The 24,126-nt window shown below is 54.3% G+C and carries 19 protein-coding genes; 3 read left to right on the top strand and 16 right to left on the bottom strand.

The annotated features are described in order from the left end of the window. Positions 1 to 33: 33 nt before the first annotated feature. Positions 34 to 1,308 carry an SGNH/GDSL hydrolase family protein gene (locus MKY64_RS22840; RefSeq protein WP_340955914.1) on the bottom strand — a complete coding sequence of 425 codons (1,275 nt, stop codon included), beginning with the start codon at positions 1,306 to 1,308 and terminating at the stop codon, positions 34 to 36. A gap of 706 nt (positions 1,309 to 2,014) precedes the next feature. Then, positions 2,015 to 4,336, bottom strand: coding sequence for an alpha-xylosidase (gene yicI, locus MKY64_RS22845; protein WP_340955917.1), 2,322 nt, complete (start codon positions 4,334 to 4,336; stop codon positions 2,015 to 2,017). Positions 4,337 to 4,462: 126 nt separating this feature from the next. On the opposite strand from yicI, the gene MKY64_RS22850 reads away from it, so the two are divergent. After that, the gene (locus MKY64_RS22850; protein ID WP_340955918.1) at positions 4,463 to 5,380 is read left to right on the top strand and encodes an AraC family transcriptional regulator; all 918 of its coding nucleotides are present in this window, start codon (positions 4,463 to 4,465) and stop codon (positions 5,378 to 5,380) included. Positions 5,381 to 5,540: 160 nt separating this feature from the next. Then, positions 5,541 to 5,891, top strand: a complete 351-nt coding sequence (locus MKY64_RS22855) for a nuclear transport factor 2 family protein (RefSeq protein ID WP_339253739.1) — start codon at positions 5,541 to 5,543, stop codon at positions 5,889 to 5,891. A gap of 61 nt (positions 5,892 to 5,952) precedes the next feature. Here the strand turns inward: MKY64_RS22855 and MKY64_RS22860 are convergent, their stop codons facing one another. The 13 genes from MKY64_RS22860 to MKY64_RS22920 all read right to left on the bottom strand — a co-directional run bounded on the left by MKY64_RS22860 (position 5,953) and on the right by MKY64_RS22920 (position 19,889). After that, the gene (locus MKY64_RS22860) at positions 5,953 to 6,885 is read right to left on the bottom strand and encodes a sensor histidine kinase (RefSeq protein WP_340955919.1); all 933 of its coding nucleotides are present in this window, start codon (positions 6,883 to 6,885) and stop codon (positions 5,953 to 5,955) included. A gap of 26 nt (positions 6,886 to 6,911) precedes the next feature. Continuing rightward, positions 6,912 to 7,649: an ABC transporter permease gene (locus MKY64_RS22865; protein ID WP_340955921.1), complete on the bottom strand. Its 738-nt coding sequence runs from the start codon at positions 7,647 to 7,649 to the stop codon at positions 6,912 to 6,914. Next, complete coding sequence (locus MKY64_RS22870; protein WP_340955923.1) at positions 7,642 to 8,565, bottom strand: ABC transporter ATP-binding protein; 924 nt, start codon at positions 8,563 to 8,565, stop codon at positions 7,642 to 7,644. The genes MKY64_RS22865 and MKY64_RS22870 overlap by 8 nt, the downstream gene beginning before the upstream one ends. A 96-nt stretch (positions 8,566 to 8,661) precedes the next feature. Further along, positions 8,662 to 9,354, bottom strand: a complete 693-nt coding sequence (locus MKY64_RS22875) for a response regulator transcription factor (protein ID WP_340955926.1) — start codon at positions 9,352 to 9,354, stop codon at positions 8,662 to 8,664. 1 nt (position 9,355) lies between these two features. After that, positions 9,356 to 11,458 (bottom strand): class I SAM-dependent methyltransferase, encoded by a 2,103-nt coding sequence (locus MKY64_RS22880; RefSeq protein ID WP_340955928.1) that lies wholly within the window; start codon positions 11,456 to 11,458, stop codon positions 9,356 to 9,358. Between the two features lie 172 nt (positions 11,459 to 11,630). Beyond that, on the bottom strand, positions 11,631 to 12,569 hold the full coding sequence (locus MKY64_RS22885; RefSeq protein ID WP_340955930.1) for an alpha/beta hydrolase: 939 nt from the start codon (positions 12,567 to 12,569) through the stop codon (positions 11,631 to 11,633). Between the two features lie 123 nt (positions 12,570 to 12,692). Next, on the bottom strand, positions 12,693 to 14,060 hold the full coding sequence (locus MKY64_RS22890) for a sensor histidine kinase (protein ID WP_340955932.1): 1,368 nt from the start codon (positions 14,058 to 14,060) through the stop codon (positions 12,693 to 12,695). Continuing rightward, on the bottom strand, positions 14,057 to 14,731 hold the full coding sequence (locus MKY64_RS22895; protein ID WP_036731256.1) for a response regulator transcription factor: 675 nt from the start codon (positions 14,729 to 14,731) through the stop codon (positions 14,057 to 14,059). Before MKY64_RS22895 ends, MKY64_RS22890 begins: the two co-directional genes overlap by 4 nt. 118 nt (positions 14,732 to 14,849) lie before the next feature. Continuing rightward, positions 14,850 to 15,725, bottom strand: a complete 876-nt coding sequence (locus tag MKY64_RS22900; RefSeq protein ID WP_340955935.1) for a radical SAM/SPASM domain-containing protein — start codon at positions 15,723 to 15,725, stop codon at positions 14,850 to 14,852. A gap of 49 nt (positions 15,726 to 15,774) precedes the next feature. Beyond that, positions 15,775 to 16,761, bottom strand: coding sequence for a Gfo/Idh/MocA family protein (locus MKY64_RS22905; protein ID WP_340955937.1), 987 nt, complete (start codon positions 16,759 to 16,761; stop codon positions 15,775 to 15,777). Positions 16,762 to 17,440: 679 nt separating this feature from the next. Continuing rightward, on the bottom strand, positions 17,441 to 18,829 hold the full coding sequence (gene thrC / locus MKY64_RS22910) for a threonine synthase (RefSeq protein WP_340955940.1): 1,389 nt from the start codon (positions 18,827 to 18,829) through the stop codon (positions 17,441 to 17,443). 99 nt (positions 18,830 to 18,928) lie between these two features. After that, the gene (locus MKY64_RS22915) at positions 18,929 to 19,423 is read right to left on the bottom strand and encodes a CYTH domain-containing protein (RefSeq protein WP_209877087.1); all 495 of its coding nucleotides are present in this window, start codon (positions 19,421 to 19,423) and stop codon (positions 18,929 to 18,931) included. A gap of 121 nt (positions 19,424 to 19,544) precedes the next feature. Then, positions 19,545 to 19,889 carry a winged helix-turn-helix transcriptional regulator gene (locus MKY64_RS22920; protein WP_340955945.1) on the bottom strand — a complete coding sequence of 115 codons (345 nt, stop codon included), beginning with the start codon at positions 19,887 to 19,889 and terminating at the stop codon, positions 19,545 to 19,547. Positions 19,890 to 20,009: 120 nt separating this feature from the next. Between MKY64_RS22920 and MKY64_RS22925 the strand changes: the two genes are divergently transcribed. Further along, complete coding sequence (locus MKY64_RS22925) at positions 20,010 to 20,927, top strand: DsbA family protein (protein ID WP_340955948.1); 918 nt, start codon at positions 20,010 to 20,012, stop codon at positions 20,925 to 20,927. Positions 20,928 to 21,364: 437 nt separating this feature from the next. On the opposite strand, the gene MKY64_RS22930 is transcribed toward MKY64_RS22925, so the two are convergent. Continuing rightward, on the bottom strand, positions 21,365 to 23,989 hold the full coding sequence (locus MKY64_RS22930; RefSeq protein ID WP_340955949.1) for a beta-mannosidase: 2,625 nt from the start codon (positions 23,987 to 23,989) through the stop codon (positions 21,365 to 21,367). Between the last annotated feature and the right edge of the window lie 137 nt (positions 23,990 to 24,126).

Below are 24,126 nucleotides of genomic sequence, written 5' to 3' on the forward strand. Positions count from 1 at the left end.
AACTTACTGGAGTCCGTTTACTGTTAAATTTCGCTAACCTCTGTACCACGCCAGAAAAGCCGCCGCCACTGCCTTGCCCGCCGCACCGTTCGGATGCGGGTCGAACTCGTCGCTCATATACTCTGGCTTGATCCGGTGATCTGCAGGAGCCGGAACTGAGAGGACGGCGGCCATGTCGAATACGCGGTCCACTCCGGCCGGAGGACTCATGTGGATACATTCATTCACTTTACGCCAATGGGTCTCACGCTCGCCCTCGAAATTGAAAGGTGGCACGGTGCTGAGAATTACTGTTGCCTCCGGTTGTGCTTCCTTGATCCGGGAGATGATGTACGCCACGTCCCCCAGCAATTCCTCTGCCGTGCGCTGGCCGATATCCAGATCATTCACGCCGAGCACGATCAGCACCTCATCACCTTGCTGTGCCTTATGCAACCAAGGACCGTCCGTGGCTACATCGTAGGCCCGGCCCCAGCCGGATCCGATATTCCACACTCCATACTCTGTACCCAGCCCCTCTGCAATTCTTGCCGCCCAGTGTGTGTATTGATCCTTAGCGGTCCGCACCCCTTGCGTGATCGAGTCACCCAGAAAAACCAGCTTCTTCGTTACATCCTTCTTGTAGCCCAGGAAGCTTGGGAGGACCTGCAGCTTGTCCGATTCGCTGAAATCAGCCGCAGACTCCTGAGCTGCCAAAGTGCCCGGCGCATCGTAGCCGGAGACCAGCATTCCCTCCACATTGAAGGGGAATGACTTGCCTGCGCCAGCCGTTTTCAAGGTCCAGGTGAAGGCCAACAAGTGGTTCTCCGGCAGCTCCAGAAGCGCTTCGTCGCTCCAGAACTGCTCACCCGGCTCCACTCGCCGCGACAATTCGCCGCCGAAGGTAACCGGCACCTGCGAGCCCGGCACAATGCTGCCATCCGGCGCGGCTCCGCCATCGGCAACATATGCCGCTTCGATGCTCCACTCGCCGCCCGGTTCACTGGCTATGGCATCCGCGCCCAGGTCCCAGGTCGAATCCACAGCATTGCTGTGCCAGAACTTCAGCGTCAGGCTCCCGTTCTCCCGCAGCCGGATATAGGTGCGGTACGTATGGGTGAACGGCTCCGGCGCGTTCATAATATAGTTGGCGGCTGTAGACAGCGCGGTGGCCGAGCTGAACTCCGGCTGGCTCAATACTCCGTTTGGCCTGTTCTCCTTGTTCTCCATAGTGCAGCCCGCCTTCCCGATACTCTCTTCCCCACTATCCACCTTCCCCCAATCTTCCTCTCCAGCGTTCACTGTCCCGCTATTCTCAATATTGTTCATAGTCATCGACTCCTTTATTCTGGTGCTGTTTCTCTGGCTGATGGGCTGCGGCGACTGGTACGGCTGACGCTATACCATTAAATTAACAGTAACTTGGCAACCCTTGCAGCACACCTCCAGCATTCCTTCAGCACTCCTTTGGCACTCCTTCAGCACTCCTTCAGCACTCCTTCAGCACTCCTTTGGCGCTCGTTCGAAACCTCTAATGTTGCACTATCTGCAACACTGATGCCCGTAAAATCGGGTGTTCCGGTGCAATGTTGCACCAAATGCAGGAATTTTGCCGCTGATTGGCCCAAGGAAGCTGAAATGCTGCATTTTTGACAACAATTCGCCATAGCCCTGCTCCTGCTGCGGGGATTGTTGCATTTCTGGCAGCAATTAGCCCGTTGTGGCTCATCGTGTGTGCCCTTGCACTCCCCCATCGCCGCCAATCCCCAAAAAGCTCCCCGATCCAGGAGACGAATGTCCCCTGTCATCAGAGAGCTTGGTTACTTAAGGGCACAACCATAGGCTAAGCCAGCGTGCAAGTGTGTTAATTCGGTCTATAGTTGTGTTAATTCCGTCTATAGTTGTGTTAATTCAGTCGTGCGGATGTGTTAATTCGGTCTATAGTTGTGTTAATTCCGTCTTGCCGGTGTGTTAATTCCGTCTATAGTTGTGTTAATTCAGTCTTGCAGGTGTGTTAATTCCGTCTATAGTTCACTTATTTCAGCGTAATCGTGAACGATACGGATTTCTCGCCCGCGCCCACGCTCACTGTAGTCTCATCTACCTGCTCCGCACCTTCCACGGAAGCGATAGCGCCGAGATCCTTCACCGCCAGGGTGAAGGCTTTGCCGCTGCCTTCGGCAGTTACCTTTACAGTGCTGCCGCTGCGTACAGCTTCTACCTTCAGCTCAGGAGCGCCGTGGATATCGCGCACAGTCGCCGCAGCAGACTTCCCGTCCTCCAGGGAGTACAGGCCGAACTTCACGCCATCGGCAAAATCATAATCCGGACGGCTGTCCTCACTGCCCACAGCCAGCAAAGTGTTCGGCCGAACGAACAGCGGCAGGCTGAAGAAGTCATGCTTCTCCTTGCGCCATGCTCCGCCCTGTACGGTCTCACCGTTCAACAGGTGTGTCCAGCGTCCGGCCGGCAGGTAGTACTTCACTTCGCCATTCTCCTGGAAGATCGGAGCGACCAGCAGGGAATCACCAAGCATGTACTGGCGGTCCAGCACCTCACAGGTCGGATCTTCCGGGAACTCCATCACCATGGCCCGCATCGAGGCCCAGCCTTGCTCATGTGCCTGTCCGGCTACATCATACAGGTACGGCATCAGGCTGCACTTGAGCTTGGTGAAGAAGCGGGTAACGTCCACGGCTTCATCGTCATACGCCCAAGGCACACGGTACGAGGTGCTGCCGTGCAGACGGCTGTGGCTGGAGAGCAGGCCGAAGGCCAGCCAGCGCTTGAAGACATGCGCCGGAGCGGTGTTCTCGAACCCGCCGATGTCATGACTCCAGAAGCCGAAGCCGGACAGGCCGAGCGACAGGCCGCCGCGCAGGCTCTCTGCCATGGATTCATAGTCGGCATAGCAGTCGCCGCCCCAGTGAACCGGGAACTGCTGGCCGCCAGCGGTAGCAGAGCGTGCGAACACGGCAGCTTCATTTTTGCCGAGCTTCTCTTCCAGCACCTCGAATACAACCTTGTTATACAACTGGGTATAATAGTTATGCATCTTGTAAGGGTCGGAGCCGTCAAAGTATACCACATCCGTCGGAATCCGCTCGCCGAAGTCCGTCTTGAAGCTGTCTACGCCCATATCCACCAGGTCGCGCAGGTAACCGGCATACCATTCACAAGCCGCAGGGTTCGTGAAGTCGACCAGTCCCATTCCCGCTTGCCAGAGGTCCGTCTGATAGACGTCACCGTTGGCTTTTTTGAGCAGATAACCATTCTTCCGGCCTTCTTCAAACAACGGGGAGCGCTGTCCGATATAGGAGTTGATCCATACGCAGATCTTCAGCCCCTTGTCATGCAGGCGCTTCAGCATGCCCACCGGGTCCGGGAACACACGGGAATCCCACTGGAAATCTGTCCATTGATATTCGCGCATCCAGAAGCAGTCGAAGTGGAACACATGCAGCGGCAGATCGCGCTCCGCCATCCCTTCCACGAAGGAGTTCACCGTAGCTTCATCGTAGTCTGTTGTGAACGAAGTCGTCAGCCAAAGGCCGAAGGTCCAGGCCGGAGGCAGCGCAGGCTTGCCGGTCAGGGAGGTGTATTTCGTGATGACCTCTTTAATCGTCGGTCCTTCAATCACGAAGTATTCCAGGCTCTCTCCGGCTACGCTGAACTGGGCCTTCTTCACCTTCTCAGACGCAATCTCATACGATACCAGCTCTGGCTGATTCACAAATACACCGTACCCCTTGCTCGTCACATAGAACGGAACGTTCTTGTACGCCTGCTCGGAGCTTGTACCGCCGTCTTTGTTCCACAGATCCACCACCTGGCCATTTTTGACAAAAGCCGTAAAGCGTTCGCCCAGACCATACACGAATTCGCCGACGCCTAAGTCCAGCTCCTCACGCATGAAGGTGTTGCCGTCCTGATCCGTGATGTAGGCCATCGATTTGTAACCGCTGCCGGTAATGCGCTCGTCGCCGCGGTAGAAGTCCACTGACCAGTGTGTGCCCTTGTTGATGACCACGCGGAGTCCGCCGCTGATCAGCACTGTCTGCGCCTCTGTCTCCTCGATTTCCACATGATCGCCGGTTCCCTCAGTCAGCTCGAACGAAGGTCCGCGTGGAATCACGCCGTCGTTATGAATAATTTTGACGCCTACCACGCCCGGAAGCGGGGAATGGAATTTCACCGTCAGCAGTGTGGAGTTGAGTGTCGCCGAACGTCCCGTGATGGGAGTCGTCTGCGTGATGGCGGTCAGGCCTTCCTCGGTTTTTTCTACCACATAGTTCTGCACTGCACCATTGATTGTAATTCCGTCACGAACCAGCCATAAGCCGTCTGTAAATTTCATATGTGCACTTGCCACCCTTCGATTTGGTGTATATAGTTGCATTATACCGATAATAAAAGCTCAAAACTAATAATATATAGCTTATTTATAACACTATTTTGACGTCATCAGACAAGGAGGCCCCTAATGGACCGTACCTCGCAGCGCTTGCTCAAAGAAGACCGCGAACACGGAGATGTCATGTTCCCCCTGGCTGCCTACTGGATCGAGCTTCCCGCCGGAGCCCATGTCCTGGACACGCACTGGCATGAGGAAGCCGAGTTCTTCCTGCTGCTGGAAGGCGAGATTCTGTTTCAGGTGGACACAGACTATTTCACGCTTCGCCCCGGTGAGGCCGTGTTCATTGAATCCGGGGATATCCATGCCGCATACGCGCTTACGGAGGCCCCCTGCCGCTTCTGCGCACTTGTCTTCCACCCCGACCTGCTGGCCAGCGCCCAATATGATACCATCCAGCAGAGCGTCATTTTGCCGCTTCAGGAGAAACGCCAGAGCTTTCCGCGCCACCTCACCCCTTCTGTTCCCTGGCAGGCGGAGCTGCTGCTGCATCTGAACTGTATGATGAATGCGTATGATCAACAAATGCCCGGATTCGAAGCTTTTATGAAAGGAACCCTGCTGATTATGCTCTCGCAGATTGCGCAGCCGGGGCGCTTCGTCAACCACAGCCAGTCCGAAGGCGCGGAGCCCACGAAGATTGACCGCCTGAAGCGGGTAATTCTCTACATCCAGGACAACTACCAGGAGCCGATCCGCACCCGAGACCTGTCGGGGCTGATTCCGATGAGCGAAGGGCAATTCTGCCGTTTTTTCAAAAGCATGACCCGTAAGACGCCCGTCGATTACATCAACTCCTACCGGGTCCGCCAGGCCGCAGCCCTGCTGAAGCAGGGAGACCGCAAAATCTCCGATATTGCCATGGATGTCGGCTTCGACAACGTCAGCTACTTCATCAAAGTGTTCCGCAAAGTCATGAACTGCTCGCCTTCGGAATTCCGCAAGGACGCCGGTCCCTTCGCCGGGCAGAGCCAGCTTTATCCGTAGGCTGAACCCCGTCCTGTACTTTTTCCTGCTTACGGATGCCCGGATACGTTTAAGTTAGGGTATGGATGACCACAGCACCTGCCGCTTCAGCGGTGGCCTAATGGCTCATTCCGGTGGACATGCTGTTCCCCACTAATCTACTTACAGGAGGCAGATATTCATGAATCAACATGTTACCTTGCCAATTGAGGTACAGGACTTCTACAATGCAGTGAACCAATACCAGCCTGACGCTCTGATCGAATTGTTCGCTCCCGGCGCTACCGTGAAGGATAACGGGAAGTCGGCCGAAGGCACAGAGGCTATAGCGGCTTGGGCAGAATCCGAGCTATTCTCTGCTAAGGTCCGCTTTACTATTATGGAAATTGAAGAAATCCAGGGCCGCATTGCGGTGACCGCTGAGATGGAGGGGGAGTTCAATAAGAACCGTGTTCCCGCCCCGCAGCAGTTCACCCATGAATTCAAGGTACAAGGCGGCAAAATCAGCGAGCTGATCATCACGCTTAAATAGACTTTGATGAAGCAAAAAAAGAAATCGTTCCTTCGGAAGATTGGGCTGCCGCCCAGCCCTTTCAAAGGAGCGATTTCTTTGGTATGAGACAATCATCCGGGAAGGCAAAAGACAGCCGGAATTGTCCGCCGTCAAGCGCAGCCTCAAGGCTGCCTCCTTGCTTCTCCACCAGTTGCTTGACGATGGCGAGTCCCAGACCGAGCTGGCCGCTTGACCGCGAAGGATCGCTGGTATACGTCCGCTGGAACAATCTGGGCAGATCCTGCTCTTGGATATGCTCCGTTTCATTGGCGAACTTCAGCTTCACCTGCTGCTGTTCCATATACAAAGATATGGTCAAGCTGTTCTTGCCGTACCGGAGCACATTCTGCAGCACATTAGAGAAAATGCGGATCATGGCTTTCTCATCCAGCGGGATGGCCTTGACGTTCTCATCCAGATGAAGCTGCACCTCGATGCCCTTCTGCGTAAGGTCCGGATGAAACGCCAGAATCACTTCGCTCAGCAGACTGTAGAGATAAACCGGCTGGCTGTCCAAAGGAGTGTCCCCCGAGTCTATACTGGACAATTCGTAGAACGCTTCTACAATATTGTTCATGACTGCCATCTTATGCATGATGATCTCCATATACTGCTGCTGCTCAGCCTCAGAAGCACGGGGATCTTTCAGCAGATAAGCATATCCCTGCAAGGACGTGAGCGGGGTCCGCAGATCATGGGACAGATTGGCAATCTCTTCTTTCACTGCATGCTCTCTTGACCGGTGGATCACCCGCTCCCTCTGGCGTTGATCCAGCAGCCGGTTAACAGCCACGACGAGCCGCTCCATCTCCTTCCCGGGCAGAGGCAGCTTGACGTGCAGGTTCTGCCGGGAAGACGCCTCCGCCTCTGCCAATTGCCGCCGCACTTGGATCATGCTCTGCCGCTGCAGCAGATACACAAGGAGTATCCCTGCAGCAGCCAGAGCGGCAATGATGGCTATAGCAAGATACATATGTCTTCCCTCCTTAGCTGCACCTGTTAGAACTCTTCTTTCCTGAACAGATACAATCCCAGTACATAAAAGAACAGCGTGTACACCATTCCTGTAATCCACGGCTCCCAGGCAGGATAGGATGCCACATCGTAGGCATTGAACAAATAATAAGCAGGGCTATGGCTGTGGAGCCAGGCCGCCCAGACATATCTGCCTTTCAGAGCGCCCAGAATCATGTAGGGCAGGAAATAGATCAGCAGGAACACGGTAGATATCTGTGCATTTTTGTTCATCACAGCGTTGATACAGAAGTAGGTGGTTACACCGGCAATCATAATAGGCAGCATACCAAGCAGCATCTGGCAGTATTCAGTAAGCGCATATTCATAGCTGCGCAGCAGCAGCTTCGAACCAAGCAGTACAGAGATCCCGACCAGAACGAGCGCGAACAGCAGGAAGCCGGCCAGTGTAACCAGCAGCTTGGCGGTGTAGATCGAGCGTCTGCTGAAGCCGTAGGCTACGGTATTTTTGAGCACATGCTTGTGATCTCCCATCAGGATTCCGGTAAAAATCGTAAGCAATGCGAATACCACCGGCATCATAGCCAGCACATTACGGTAGAAGAAGCGCTCATTCCCATAGGTGAAACCCGGATCAGAATGATGAAAGACATTGAGCGTCACCGCAGCACCGGCCATTAACACCGCACAGAGCAGCCCGTAATAATAATAGTTTTTGGTGCGGACAAAGCGGTACTGCTCACTTTTCATCAGATTAAGCATGACGCTCACCTCCCAGCAGACCCAGGTAATATTCTTCCAGATCGCCGCCGGTGGCTGCAATGGAGAACACGCTGACGCCCTGGGCATGAAGCACCCGGTTTAGCTGATCGGTCTTATCCATACCGCCGGAGAGCAGAATCCGGTGCCCCGGCAGGATCCGGTAAGAGATACCCGGGAAATGCTTCTCCAGAACGGTAGACGCTTTGCCGCTGTCATCCACCACGATCTCTACATTTCTTCTGGTCTTCTGCAGCAGTTCTTCTGCCGTTAATTGCTCCACAATCTTCCCCTGGTCCATGAAAATATACCGGGTAGCCACACTCTGCAGCTCAGACAATACGTGACTTGAGATGAGGATTGTAACCTTCTTCTCTTCATTGAGCGTCTGCAGGAGCTGGCGGATCTCCGCCTTCCCCTCCGGGTCAAGGCCATTGGTCGGTTCATCCAGAATCAGCAGCTCGGGGCGGGTCATCAGCGCAAGCGCAAGTCCCAGCCGCTGCTTCATCCCGAGGGAGAAGGCTTTGAATTTCTTGTTCGCGGCATGAAGCATATTGACATCCTTAAGCGCCTGCTCGATGGAATCCTTACCGGCCAGACCCCTCTGCTGGCGGAAATACTCCAGGTTCTGCCTGGCTGTGAAGTCCGGGAAGAACGCCGGCTCTTCAATCATCGCCCCCACGCTCCGTCGCCCCTTCCGCAGACCGGCGTCATCCTGGCGTCCGTAGAGCGAAATCGTGCCTGCCGACGGAAACACCTGCTCTGTGATACATTTGAACAGCGTGGTTTTGCCTGCGCCATTTTTACCGATCAGTGCGGCAATATCCCCTGACTCAATCTGCAGGTTAATATCCCGGAGCGCATAAGCTTCCTGATAGGTCTTATTGAGCGCCTTAATCTCCAATATACAATGCATCATCGTTAAGACTCCCTTGCCGTTTGATAATTCCATTGTATAAAGAACACTTTTAATAAGCTTTAAGCAAAGTCTTAAGAAAGGTTAAAGAATTCCCCGTTACACCAGCTTGAACCCGATGCCCCAAATCGTTCGGATATACTCCTCTTCCGTGACCCCAGCCATTTTGGCACGCAGATTGCTGATATGTACATTAATGGTGTTATCGTCCCCCAGGTAGGTGCCGCCCCAGATTTGCCGGTACAGCTCGCTTTTGGAGAAAATATGATCCGGCCTCGACATAAGCACCGCCAGAAGCTCAAATTCGTATTTGGTTAAAGCCAGGACCTGGCCGTCCAGCATAACCTCCCGCCGCTGCTTGTCCATGACCAGCCCGCGTACCTTGAGCAGCTCTCCATCAGGACCTGCGGCAGGCGCATATTGCAGCCGGCGAAGCTGCGCGTACACTCTGGCCATCACCTCCTCCTGGTCAAAGGGCTTGGTGATGTAGTCATCCGCTCCCAGACGCAGCAGACTCACCTTGTCCTCCAGCGTGCTTTTGGCCGAGATTACAATAATGGGTACGGTAGACTGTTCACGGATCTGCGCAATCAGCGATTCGCCTGTCATGCCTGGCAGCATCAGGTCCAGGAGGATCAACTGGTAGTCTTCAAGCGACATTCTGAGTGAGGCTTCGCTCCCTGAGAATGCAGGCACGGCCGTCAGTCCTTCACTTATCAGCATACGGCACAGCAGGCGGTTAATGTCGGCATCATCTTCTACCACAAGTACGCTGAGATTAGCGTTGTTCACTTTAGCCTGCCTCCTTACGGATTACGATGAAGCAGGTGCTGTCCGGCAAAGGCACCGCCTGCCCGTTATCGTCCATCATAACCACTCTGTTCTCCAGCGCCTCCGTGTAGCCCTCCTGCAGGTAATGACGCAAGACCTCTATCTTGGCCCGGTCCCCCAGCGTCTGCTGAATGAATGCGGTGTACTGCGAAGGTGTGAAGTAGCCGAACTGCTCCTGAACCTCATGAATGTAGGCTTCCTCCCCCCAGGTGTACGTATACAGGAATTCCATCGCATCATTCACCGGCATCAGAACCTCGTGTTCGCCCAACTGTTCATAACGGATATTCCTTCCGGCAAAATCCTTCGCGTACCGCTCCAGCCACGCCATGCCGTCCGCCTCCAGAAACTGTACCCGCCGCAGCTCATCCTCCGGCTCACTCATTATGCCGTCGCGGATAATGATCGTCCCGCCGTCAGCCAATACCTCGAAGGCACTGGTCAGGGCTGCCGCCACCGTGCCGTGATTGAACTTCCGGCCGTCCAGCGGCACATAGGAATACAACTCATGCAGAATGGATGAGAAAATCACCGTGTCCACCGTACCCGGCTCCACATAATCCTTCAGGTTCAAAGCATCGCCTTGGAGCACCTCCCAGCGGCGGTCCTCCCGCTGCTTGCGCTGCCGCAGCGCTTCGATCACATTGCTTGCGATATCAATCCCCACCGGCACCACCTCCGGCATCCGCTCCTCAATCAGATCGAGCAGCACCCCGCCGCCGGGGCCGATGTCCAGCACCTTCCCTCCGGTAACGTAGTCCAGAATCACTGCCTTATAGTCAGCCGTATCATTCATCTGGCTTAAGTACGTATCCTCATTGTGGAAGCGGTCGAAAGCATCCCGCCGCAGATCGAACAGGTCGAACAGCAGCAGGACCGCCCGTTCATACAGCGCTGACTTCTCGGCCTCCATACAGAACTCAATCAGCTTCTCCGCTGCCGCTGAGAACTCGAACTGGAAGAACAGCGTATCCGGCAGATGCTCCTTACCCCGCAGCCTGTGCGTAAGATGCGGGTTGCTGCCGGAAGGCTTCACACCGCTGTAGATCTCCTCCCAGCCCAGCTCCGAGAGATACTTTTCAATAATCCGTTTCTTATAGACGTTGATCTTCTTGCTGCCCTTATAGTCATAATGAATACTGTTCATGACCGCCTCGAAGCTCAGATGGCTCAGATGGCTTAGCTGAAGCGGGCCGCTGCCGGCCACCAGACTCATGACCTTCAGGAACTGCTCCAGCGAGAAGGTCTGGAGCGCCGATTCCACATACCAGAAGGTGGCAGGCTGCAGCGGCTCCAGCGCAGCTGGGAGGAAGCCCTCCTGCACCAACCCGTCCCACTCCGTCTCGTAATCCTCCCCCTGCGCAATGGACCCGGCGCGCATTCTCCGCAGACGTTCCTTCATCGGGACTTCAGGCTGCAGATTCCCTGAAGCAATTACAGCAATCAGCTCCATGACCTGCAGGCGGACCTCCTGCCACAGCTCCGGGGATACCGCAGCAATGATGCAGTGATTCAGTGCGAACAGCAGCCGCTCCAGCTCCTCTGCGCCCAGCAGTCCCTGCTCCACCAGTGCGGACAACGGAAGATTGACGGAAGGCGGAACCTCGCCGCGGATTTGCTGTCCAATCAGCCCATGCGTCTCGATCAGCGTATGTATGACCCGTCTCTTCTCCGCAGAGCCTGCCTCGTCCTGCTTCATCCCTTCTGCATACCTCCGGTACAATTCTGCGGAGCCGATATTATGAACGAAAATATTAATACCCTCTTCCTGCCAGCTCCGCCGCTGCCGGAGAGTCCCGCCCTTAGCCGTCTCCGACCAGATCAGCGTCTCCTCAGCCAGCTCCTTGATCCAATACGACAGCGGCAGACTGTCCAGCACCCGCAGACTCCGCTCTACATAATCCAGCACCGGATTCTGCTGCGCAAGCGACTGCAGCGATTCTACCCGCTCCAGGTTCACAATCGTCTGCTCTGCCTGCACGATGTACTCCAGCCACGGATAGCCTTCTCCGGCAGGCCATCCTCCTTCACGATACGCCTCTACAGCCCGTAATGATTTCAGCATTTGCATACCTCCCTATGTAATAGCAATCTATATACAATAGCCCATGTGCTTCAGGTTTGAATCAGAGTGTCCCCGGAATGGAACAAACCGCAAGCTTCTATTATAGAAGCCTGCGGCTGCGAAGAGCTCTTGTTCAATTGTATCAGATAGTTGGCCGGGAATCAGATTCCTCTCATTTCACACCTGCCATGAATTCTCTGTAATCCTTGGCAATCTCTTTGGACAGCGTATGATGCAGATAATGTCCGCCATTGAGCGGCACCAGCTTACCGTACACGGAATCCTTCACCTGTTCCTCATGCAGCTGCATCCAGCCCTCAACATCGGTATTATTTGACTGTACGAAGAGCAGCAGCGGAAGCTCTTTGGGGAAGGTCAGCGTCTGGGCTGCTGTGAAATTCTCCTTGAGATGATCGATCTCATTCACGACAGTGTCATTGTTTAAATTCTTGGTGGCGATCATTTTCATCTGCTGCTTGGTGTGTTCGTCGAATGGAAGCCCGGCATACGGGTCGCTGCCTATCTTTTGAAACAATCTCATGATGCCGGATTTGTCCAGGAACTTAAGCGTCCCCACCGGTATTTTATCGTCCAAGCCCCCTTGGTTCGGCACACTGCTGTCAATTCCTACAAAAGCCTGCACTTCATCCTTATACTTGTTTACATAATCCAGTCCGTAGATTCCGGCGATGGAATGTCCCATGAGTGTGTATCGCTTGATTCCAAGCTGCTGCAGCGCTTCATGAATCTCACTGACAATATTGTCCGAGGTCCGTTCCTTGTCGGTCCGGTCACTTAAGCCATAGCCGAACGGCTCCACCACGACTACTTTGTAGTTAGGAGACAGCTCGTCTACCAGCGGTTTGAAATCAAGCGCCGGTGCCCCGGTGCCATACCCCGTCAGCAGCACCACAGTCTCCTCACCCGATCCCTGGATGAGTACATTCATCTTCTTGCCATCGACTGGCACAAGCTGCCCGTACTGATCAATCTTCTTCAGCTCCGCTTTGCTGCTGATGATATTGACCACAAATACTACGGCAAAAAACAATACGATCACAATCATCAATGCCGCTATAGACTTAAGCAGGATTCTGAGTCCTTTTTTCATTATACAATCACCTGTCCCTATGAATCGGATGTACTGCCTTGATGAAGTGCTAAGGATAGTATATATAATGAAAATGTACTCTCCGTGACGGTAATATGAACGGAGGATGAACGGTGTAATAATCTAATCTGCCGGTGTATTCAGCGGCAGCGTTACAATGAAGCTTGTGCCTGCGCCTAGCTCACTCTCGACCCGGATATCTCCTTGATGAAGCAGGACGATCTGCTTCACGATGGCCAGCCCCATCCCGCTGCCGTTATACTTGTTGCTGTGGGAGCGGTCCGCCTTGAAGAAGCGTTCGAAGATCCGCTTCTGGTCCTCGGGAGCGATCCCGATGCCGGTGTCGGATACACGAACGGTTACACTTTTATTATCTTGCTTCGTATGGACACTGATTACTCCCCCATCCCCGGAGAACTTAATGCTGTTGCCCAGCAGGTTCGTCCATACCTGGCTCAACAGGTCATAATCCGCCGTGAGCGTGGCAGCCGTCAGCTGAAGATCGAAGTTGATGCGCCGGGCCGACCATTGCGGCTGAAGAGCAACAATCACGCGCCGGATCTGTTCATCCAGGCTGAAGGTGGTGAACCGGAGCTGCTGGGACTGCGATTCAAGCAGACTCAGCTTCAGCAGGCTGTCGCTCATCTTGGACATCCGTTCGGCTTCCCCGATGATGATATCGATATAGCGGCCCCGTTCGCTCTCAGGAATATTCATCTGCTTCAGCGCCAGGGCATAGCCGGAGATGGAGGTCAGCGGCGACTGCACCTCATGAGATACATTCGACACGAAGTCACGGCGCATCTGCTCCAGCTGCTGCAGATCATGCGTCATCTCCTCGAAGCTGCGCGCGAGGGCGCCCAGCTCTCCCTTTTGCTTGATATTCAGCTTCACGTTGAAGTCCCCGGCTGCGATCTTGCGCGTCGCGTTGGTCAGCTTCTTAATCGGCCGGACCACGAACATGGCCGCCACCAAGATCACGAGACTCCCGGAGACCAGCGAATACACCACGAAATTCACCAGCCATTTCAGCACAAAAGCGGAGGAGGGGGGACCGACCGGCTCTACGAACAATGCTTTTTTTCCCGTATCCGTAGTTAATTGCATCCCTAGCAGGCTGATGGAGATACCTGACGGATTGACCTGCACAATTCCGCCTGCCAGCACCTGCTGCACCTGCGCTTCAGTCACGGTCTCCAGCTTTATTCCTTCTGGCCCGCCATAAGACTGAACCCCGCCGTTCGCATCGTAAATCCGCACATGATAGGTCTCAAGCTGCTTCATGCCGCTTACGAACTTGTCAGCTTCCGTCAGCGGGAAGGCATCATAGATCTGTACGACATCTTGTGCGAAGCGCAGCAATTGAAACTGCAGGTTCTCGTTCAATTCATCTTTGTATATCCAGATTGCCAGATTGAAGGAGATCACTGTCCCCCCGATTACGGAGATCAGATAAGTCAGGACCACACGGGTATATAAGGACTTGATCATTCAGTAACCTCAATCCGGTATCCCAGACCGCGGACAGTCTCGATCCGAAAATCCGGCGAAGCCGCAAACCGTTCACGCAAGCGCTTGATATGTACATCTATCGTCCGGTCATCCCCCGAGTAATCAATGCCCCAGATCTGGTCGATCAGCTGCTCGCGGGTATAGACCTGCCCCGGTGTTCCGGCCAGCTTATACAGCAGCTCGAACTCTTTAAGCGGCAGGGACAGCGCTTCTGTCCCGTTCATCACCTTGTAGGTCTGCCGGTCCAGCGTTACCTCTCCGATACGGATCGTATGCGACTTGCCGATTCCCGAGCGCTTCAGCAAGGCTCTGACCCGGACCGTCAGCTCCAGCGGATCAAAGGGCTTAGTCAGATAATCATCGGTTCCCAGCTCGAATCCCTTCACCTTCTCCCAGGTCTCCCCCTTCGCCGTCAGCATTAACAGCGGCAGCTCCGGGTCTGCTCTGCGAAGCTCCTTGCATAGCGCCCAGCCGTCCATCACCGGCATCATAATATCCAGGATGACCAGATCCACATGCGTTCTGGCATAGACCGCCAGCGCCTCTTGCCCGTCTGCCGCTTCAGCGGTATCGAATCCGTCATTGCGCAGAAATAGGCAGACAAGCTCGCGGATATTCGCATCGTCGTCTGCAACAAGTATAGTAGGCATCTATTCCCTCTTTTCGTATGATCCGGCCTTATAAATATTTCTGTCTTCCCAGTAGCATCACCCTGCTGCTTTGCCGGTATGCACCGACACCATCCCCCACTCCGGCTTCGCGCTCCGGCTAGGTGCCGAACCGCTGCCGGTAGCCGCATTTACGGCACAGCTCCTCAACAGCTTCCCGGCGCGAGAAGCCATAGAACAGATTATTCGCCCGTTCCCCCTCGACAATCTCGGAGAACGGCTGCTCATGAATATTGCCGAGGTTGATCACCCCTTCGCCATCCAGACAGCACGGCACAACGGTGCCGTCTACCAGGACCGCCGCCTGGCTGCGCAGCGCATGGCAGAAGCCCTTACCGTCATCCTCCGGCTCATGCAGCGCCGGCCATCTGAACTCGTGGTCCTGGTTCAGGTACACACGCGGGGCGATCTTCACGCCGCTGCCGGGGACGACCTTCTCCTCGATCCTGTAGCCCAGTCCAAAAGCCTCCTCCAGCAGAGCCAGCGTCTCGCGGTTGCGCTCCTTCTCCAGATTCGTCCGGTTGTCCTCCGTCAGATTCCAGAGCCGGAACGAGACAATGACGCCGCTCGCAGAGATCTCCCTGACGAACTGGATGATCTCTGTAAGATAACCTTCACGGTTCTCTGAGCCTGCATGGCCGTCGAAGCTGTGCAGCGAGAAGTTCATCTGCCGCAGTGCCGGCTTGCCGAGCAGCTTCGGCCCCGCTTTACGGATCAGCGTGCCGTTGGTCGTAATATTGACCTTGAAGCCCTTGGCATGCGCGGCATCCAGCAGCTCGCCCAGCTTCGGATGCAGCAGCGGCTCGCCTTTGACATGCAGATAGATATGATTGCTATGCGGTTTGATCTCATCAAGAATGGTGTTGAACGTCTCCAGCTTCATGAAATTCTTCTGCCGCTCCGTGGGCGGACAGAAGCTGCAGGCCAGGTTGCAGACGCTTGTGATCTCGATGTATACCTTTTTGAACGTCTTCAAGTTCCGCTCCCCATTTCAATATATAATGCAGGCCAGGCTGCCCGTTACGCTAGAGATCCGAAGCATACCGCAGGCCAATCTGGGCTCTCGCCTCTTCCATCAGCTCTGCCACCGCCAGGGAATTGGCGTGGCTGTTGGTCGCGCTCTCCCGCTGCCCGCTCTTCAGCAGATGAATGAACTCCTCAATCTCATAGTACATCGCCTCATACACCTGCGGGAGCGTAAGCTCCTCGACGGTTCCGTCGCGGTAGTGGATTTTGACCTGATAGGGCTGGTTAATCTTGTCGATCACCATCGTTCCGTTCTCGCCCTGAATCTCAGCAGGCAGATAGGAATCGGCAATCTTGGAATGCATGACCACCGCGTCCATGTCCGGGTAACGCATGACCATACTGCCTTCCCCGTCCACACCTGAAGCGAGCATCAGCCCAACGGCCTTGACCGAATCCGGCTTGCCGAACAAAGCCACCATCGGATATAAGCAATAGATCCCCAGATCCATCAGAGAGCCGTTGGAATATTCAGGATTGAATGCGTTCAGCACCGTCCCCTGGCGGTAAGCATCATACCTCGAAGAGTATTGACAATAACCCGCGAAGTAGCGCCGGACTTGACCCAGCTTATATAAGTTATCCCGGATCACGCCAAAATTCGGCATGAACGTGGATTTCATCGCTTCCATGAACAGCACATCATTGCTGCGCGCTGCTTCAATCATCGCCTTCAGCTCCCGGCTGTTGGAGGCCGCCGGCTTCTCACAGATCACATGCTTGCCGTGGTTCAGACAGATCAATGAATGCTCCGCATGCATCGAATTGGGGCTGGCGATATAGACCGCGTCCACCTCTGCGCTTGATACCATCGCCTCCAGATCCGTATAGATCGAAGCCCCGGCATACTTGGCGGCAAAAGCCTGTCCCTTCGCCTCTGTGCGGGAATACACGGCCGTAAGCAGAAACTCCTCATTCTCAAGTCCCGCCTGCACAAAGCGGTCTGTAATCCAGTTAGTCCCTACAACCCCGAAACGAATAGTCATGAATGATCCCGTCCTTTTTTAAATATATAAGCTATAACTGCTATTTTCTCATTCCATGATAGGTATGTCCACTTATATACCGTAATTTCCGACAAATTCCGCTAGATTTCGATTGTGAAAAAAAGCACCTGAGAATAGGCACAGGATTCACCTTCATTCGTCCAACACCGCCCATCGGAGCATGGGGCGGTTCGCCAGTTGGGCAAGTAGACTATGGCTCTGCGCAGTGCGAACATTCGGGGATAGTTGCAGTTTGTACATTTAAAAACAGCAAACAGGAAGAATTTCCTCTTCTAACTGTAGTTTGTACAACTAAATCTGCCCTAATGAGCGAGAACCCCGTTATAGCCGTATTTTAATTGCACCAAATACAATTAAACGGATATTCGGCGGCACTTCAGGCAATTTAGATGTACATACTGCAATTAAGCATACTTCTTGCACCTTAAACGGGGCATACCCAACCCTCAATAAGCAATTAGTTAAGTTGATTCCCACAATTTTACATACGCTACTAGCGCACAGCGTACACACTATCCAGTGTCTCACAATACGAGCTACAGCAAACAGCGCGCCCACTATCCAGTGTCCCACATTTCGAGCGACAGCAAACAGCCTCCGCTTATCCCGGCGGGGGCTGTCTTCATCCTGCGCGGGCCCCACTGGACACGCACCTATTTTACCCGTAAAAAGCTACAAGCTGGCGCACGATCTCCGCCTTATCATGATCGACCACGACCTGATGCTGCGGCTGCTCGAACAGGGCCGAGATCTGAGCCGGGAACTCCTGCTTGATGCCGGTCAAGGCAATCGCTTCATCGAACTTGGCCGGATGCGCTGTAGCGTAAGCAATGCTTACCTCATCCGGGGCACTGAACTTCTCGTACGCCGCTACACCACACGCCGTATGCGGGTCGAGCAGATAGCCGGATTCCTGCTGGTACTTGCTGATGATCTCCAGACACTGTGCGTTCTTCACACCCAGCGCCGAGAAGTCCGCCTGTACCCGGGCCAGCAGTTCGCCCTCCACCTTAATTGCGCCCTCACTCTGCAAGGCTGCCATGTAACCGGACAGCTTCTCTGCATCCTCATCCAGCAGATAATACAAATAGCGTTCGAAGTTGCTCGCCACCTGAATATCCATTGACGGGCTGTAGGTGCCCGTGAAGCTGCCCGGCTTGTATTCACCGGTAACCACGAACCGTTCGAGGATGTTGTTCTCATTGGTGGCGATGATCAGCTTGTGGATCGGCAGACCCATTCGCTGCGCCAGGTAGCCTGAGAAAATATTACCGAAGTTACCCGAAGGCACACTGATGTTGACCTTCTTCTGATCGCTTCCCGGAAGCTGCAGGTACGCATGGAAATAATAGACCGTCTGCGCCAGAATGCGCACGAAGTTAATCGAGTTAATCGCCCGCAGGTGATACCGTCCCTTGAAGTCGAGATCGGCGAACAGCTCCTTGATAATCTTCTGGCAATCGTCGAAGTTGCCCTCTACGGACAGGTTCAGCACATTGCTGTCATCCACGGTGGTCATCTGCAGCTCCTGCACCTTGCTGACCTTCCCGTGCGGATGAAGAATACAGATCTTGATCCCTTCCTTGCCGCGTACGCCCTGAATGGCCGCAGCACCGGTATCGCCGGAAGTGGCCCCGAGAATATGGATAATCTCGCCCCGCACCTTGGCAATGTAGGAATACAGCTCGCCCATGAACTGCAGCGCCACATCCTTGAAGGCAAACGTCGGCCCATGGAACAGCTCCAGCACGTACAGGGAATCGCTCACTTTGTGCAGCGGCGTTACTTCCGGAGCGCGGAAGCTACCATAGCTGGTGTAGACCATCGAGCGCAGATCCTCATAAGGAATTTCGTCATTCGTATAGTAGGAGAAAATCTCAAGGAAAAGCTCCTGAAAGCTCAGGCTTCTCCATTCTTCCAGCTTCTCGGGGGAGATCACCGGAATCTCAGCCGGCACCATCAACCCGCCGTCATCCGCCAGCCCCATCAGAACCGTATCAATAAAGCCTCTGGCCGCTACCTTGCCTCTTGTGCTTATATACTCCATACCCGTCTCATCCTCCTGAACCCCTCTTTATTTACTGTACATAGTACCACGTTTACGCGTTAAAGTCCGCTGATTCTATAAGATTAAGGCTCACTGGGGCTATTTGCCCTGAAGCTCTTTCCAGACGGTTTTGTTGCTGTACTTCTTCTCTGTGCTGACATCCAGGCCGAACCATTCCGGGGCTGCGAAGCGCTCCGCCTCCTCCAGCGAATCGAACTCAACCTCAAGCACGGTAAGCTCCAGCTGGGTATAGAGATCAATCTCCACCGTTGTACCGTTCCATACGCCTGTAATGCGGGTTTTGACCAGCGGGATCGCCTTCACAGCCTCAATCATCTGGTTATACAAGCCTGCGGAAATGAAATATTCAATCTCCTGGCGGCTGATGCCCTTGCCATCCTTGAACGTATGCGTGTACGTAACCTCACCCGTGTCCAGATCCGTGATCTTCCGCACCCGCAGCTCCTGCCCGTCCTCAATCGCAAGATACGTCTGGTCAATACTGTGACGGGTCAGCACCTTAAGCTGTCCTTCTTCAATCAGCCGCTCCGGGTATTCCGGCAGCAGGAATTTGCGTTCAATCTCCATAGCCATGCTGTTTCTCTCCTCTGTGTGCGAGCTTTATGCGAGCGTTAATGTTACATATTATTTATCATCATAGGGGCGGGTCATACGCAAGTCAACCGGAGGGAACGGATTCACCGGGAAAAAAATCCTATACCTTCTGTCCCCCTAAGGCATGAATGTTATTCGCTCCCCAAGCCACGATCTCTTCAATTAACGGAACCAATTCCTGCCCGGAGGGAGTAAGGGAATACTCGACGCGCGGAGGAACCTCATGATATTGCTCACGGTGGATAATCCCGTAGTCGATAAGATCCTTGAGGCAGTTCGTTAGCGTTGTTCCGGTGATGCCGTTCAGTCTTCTTTTTAGTTCGTTATACCGGATCGGCTCCTCTTCGCTCAGTAAAGCGAGGATAGGCAAATTCCATTTTCCGCCGATGACATGAAAAGCAAAGGTGGCGGGGCACATTTGCGTTAAGTCAACCTCATATTTCATAGGGGATTCCTCCATTAGTATATTTTATATACCAGGTATTAAAAACAATAGTACTTGTTAATCTGATGCCAGATATTATAATCATACTACAAGTAGAAACGGAGGAGGTAACCCCTTATTATGAATACAAATCCTATGATCTGTGATCTGAAGACAGGTGTATGCGGGGTAAGCGACGAGGAGCATACACAAATTATAGATTTCAATCCGCAGCAGCAGCCCAAAGTTACTCTCTATTATGCGACTGATCCGATCTGTTCACACTGCTGGGCCATCGAGCCTACCTTGAACCGGTTTATCCAGCAGTATGGCAAGTACTTTGATCTGCAGCCTCTGATGGGCGGATTATTAGCCGGTTGGAATGGCTTCGCTGACAAGGCAAATGGAATACAGCAGCCAGCCGATGTAGCGGGTCACTGGAAGGAAGTCGGAGCGCATTACCGCATGCCCATTGACGGCACCCTATGGCTGAACAATCCGGTCATGTCCTCTTATCCGCCCTCCAGAGTATTCAAGGTGATCCAGCAGAGACATCCGGGGAAGGAACTGGCCTACTTGCGGAGCGCCAGAGAAGCCGTCTTCGTCTTCAACCGGAATATCGGAGAAGAAGAGGTCCTCGCGGATATTGTGAATAGTCTGGGATTACCCGGCGATGAGATCGTTCAGGCCGCAGGACAGGAAGCTGCACAGGAGCTGCTGGAGGAAGATTTCCAGAAGGTGGCCCAGCTCGGCGTACGCGGCTTCCCGACCCTTGTCATGGTCAATGAAGAGAACCAAGGCATCAAGCTTGTCGGGTCCCGTACGCTGCAAAACTACGTGGACGCACTACAGCAGCTTATCCCTGAGCCTCTTGCTCCTGCTGATGTCCCGGCTATGCCTGAGCTGCTTGCGGAAGGACATCTTCTCTTCTCCAGAGAAATTGAAGCCATGTACGATATCAAGCCAGAGGATGTGGCGGCCTTCACCGCCGCTGCGCTTCCTGAGCATGCATATCGCACCGGGCAGATCCTGGGTGAGATGTTCATCGAACCGGCCTGAAGGCGGCCGTATCCAACAAAGAGCGGTCCTCCGATGACGGGGGACCGCTCTTTGTTGGATTATACTGAATCATGATGCCTTTATACTGAATTTTGATGCTCATGCGGACTGAGAATCCGCTATTCCGCATAAATAGCCGTTTTGGCCCTGTCATCCGGACTCAGAGGCCCCTATTCGTGCGATTTCGCCTTGAAACGGCCAGCCCGGAAGACAATAAAGTCTTCTGAGTCCGCAAGAACAGAAATCAGGTTAGTTTATGAGCAAATAAGGTCATGTCAGTCCGCAAGCCGGCTGTGGGTCAGGGGAGCCACGACTCCAGAGGTGAATTCACGCTACGGCGGGATCCCCGCTGCGGCAGAATCACAGTTGCGGCGGAATCACAGTTGCAGGCAAGTCCACGGTTACGGAAGTATCCTCATCTGCGTGAGAGTTCGTGATTAGATATAATCCGCCATCGAGCGGACTACGAGTCCTGTCGGCGCGGCAGGGGTGAAGTCTGCCCCTCCGCCGCTGCTCCCGCTCCGAATCGAGAACTCCACCGTCTTCGGCTCGCCCGGCAGCAGATCGAAGTAATTATCCGAGAAGATACCCTCTTCTTCCACCGTCAGGTGCACGCCCCGCGCCAGCACATCGCTGCTCAGCGTGAAGCTCTGCCCGCTGCTTCCCGGTACCTCTGTCACCGTGATGACCGGCTTGCTCAGCGGAATATCCTTCGCCCGGGCGAAGTAATGCTCCTTGCGCTCCAGCACTTTCCGTGTCTCAGACTTCAATACCTGCCTTGTCTCCGGCTCCAGCACTTGCCTTGTCTCTAGCCCCTGCTCCACCGCCTGCCCACTCTCCAGGAGCGAAGCCACCAGCAGCACACTGGCCGGTTCACGGCCCTCTAACACTTCGGCCAGCGGCAGTGTGAAGAGCACAGCCGATGAATCCGCAGCAAGGGTTACCGGCTGTGACCATTCGCGCAGCAATAGGCCGCTGATATCATGCAGCCGCAGAACCAGCTCTGCGTCCAATGCCTCCCGCCGGTCAGATACCCCATAGACCTTGACGCTCTCCCCATCCGTGCTGTCTACAGACAGCAGCACCTCTTGGAAGCTGCGGCGCACCGTATATTGCAGCGCCTTCCAGCGCCCGTAATAATCCATGCCCGCCCAGGAAGCTACCGGCCAGCAGTCATTCATCTGCCAGTACAGCGTGCCCATGCAATAAGGCTTGTTACGGCGGTGACTCTCCATAGCCATGCGGATCGCCTCGGCCTGAAGCACCTGGCTCATGTAGAGGAAGCCCCGGAAATCCTTCGGCTGCGGCAGATACATATCCATATACTCCTTAATCAGCTGATTGCCCGCTCCATTCTTCTGATGGGCCAGCATGACCTTTGATTCCAGCGCCAGCTCCGCTTCCTCTGCATAGCTCAGCACCGACTTCAGCTCCGGGAAGGACTGGAAGCCGTACTCGCTCATGAAGCGGCCTACCTTGAGATTATAGTTCTCGAACGGCTCCTTGGCGTGCCAGACGCCCCAGTAGTGGATATCTCCGTCACCCATAATCCGCGTGGCATGCTGATCCTGACCACCTGTGAGTTCGCGCAGCGGCGAGGACGGCCAGTAATCCATACCCGGATGGTTCGCGGCCACAGCTTCCGGCAGAATCCGGTGGAAGATTTCCTCATAGGCAGTCCATAAGCTCTGGCGAATCTCAGCATTCAGCTTCTCCTTCCAGCCCCAGCCCATGTACTCCTCATACTGCGACCAGGCCGAGTCAATCTCATTGTTCCCGCACCAGAGCGCGATACAAGGGTGGTTACGCAATCTGCGGACATTATATACCGCTTCTGCGCGGACATTATTCAGGAACGCCTCATCGCCCGGATACATGCTGCAGGCGAACATGAAGTCCTGCCAGACCAGCAGCCCGTATTCATCACACAGCCGGTAGAACACTTCTTCTTCATAGAAGCCGCCGCCCCACACCCGCAGCATATTCATATTGGATTCCACGGCCGTGGCAATCTCATGGCGGTAACGTTCTTCCGTAACCTCCGTGATGAAGCTGTCATTCGGAATATGATTGGCACCCTTGGCGAAGACCGGCACCCCGTTCAGCTCAAAATGGAACGACGCCCCCTGCGCATCCGGCTTACGCACCAGCTTAATGTCCCGAAGCCCCGTCGTTACCTCCGATACTGCTACAGCCTCCGCTCCTTGCAGCAGCTCTGCACGGAAAAGGTACAGCTCCGGCTTGCCCAGGCCGTTGCACCACCACAGGCGCGGGCGGTCAATCACCAGCTCAAGCTCTAGCGTCTGCTTGCCCGGAACAAGCGTAACCGCCTTCATCCATTCCTGCCCTTCGGCACTTAACCGCAGCATCCCGCTCCACGTTTCCGGTGCGTCCGCTTCAATCACTGCTGTGAGCCGGGCCTCCTGCTCATTCACCGCATGCTGGCGAATGTACAAATCCTCAATCGCCGCAACGTTACGGCCTGTCAGCACAGCTTCCCGCCAGATCCCGCTGGTCAGGAATCGTGGACCCCAGTCCCAGCCGTAGTGATATGGCGCTTTGCGGGCAAATACGCTGATCCGCTGCTCTTGAAGACCACCTAACTCAGACTGGTCATTCGGCGCAGGCAGATTGTAGCCCAGTGCCGCCAGCTTTGGCAGATCCTCGGTCACCACCGAGCGGAAGACGATGCGGATCTCATTCCCACCCGCCCGCAGCAGCCCCTTCACATTCACGGTCCAGGACAGGAACATATTATCTGCGGACAAGGCGTGAACGCCGTTCACATACACATCAGCATACGTATCCAGCCCGGCGAACACCAGCTCCGTAACCGCCAGCGTCTGCCATGCCTCTTCTAATACAAATCCGGTTCTGTATTCCCAGTCCTTTTTATCAATCCATTGCAGCTCATGTTCATTCGTTCCATAGAAGGGCTGATCGATAACGCCATTGCGCAGCAGATCCGTATGCACCGTTCCCGGCACAACAGCCGTAAGCCATTCTTCATCTCCGCAGGCTCTGAATTCCCAGTGGTTCAAGTTCTTTTGCTGTTGATTCATAAATCCTCCTAAAAGTTTTGTTTTAGCTGCCATCATTGTATTTTGTTATCTTATTGTTAGCAATAACTTAATTATAATCGGAGAAACAGAACAAATAAAGACAATAAATAATAATTGAATACATTTCTACATCAATA

Source organism: Paenibacillus sp. FSL R7-0210 (genome assembly GCF_038009085.1).
Taxonomy (GTDB): Bacteria; Bacillota; Bacilli; order Paenibacillales; family Paenibacillaceae; genus Paenibacillus_AQ; species Paenibacillus_AQ silagei.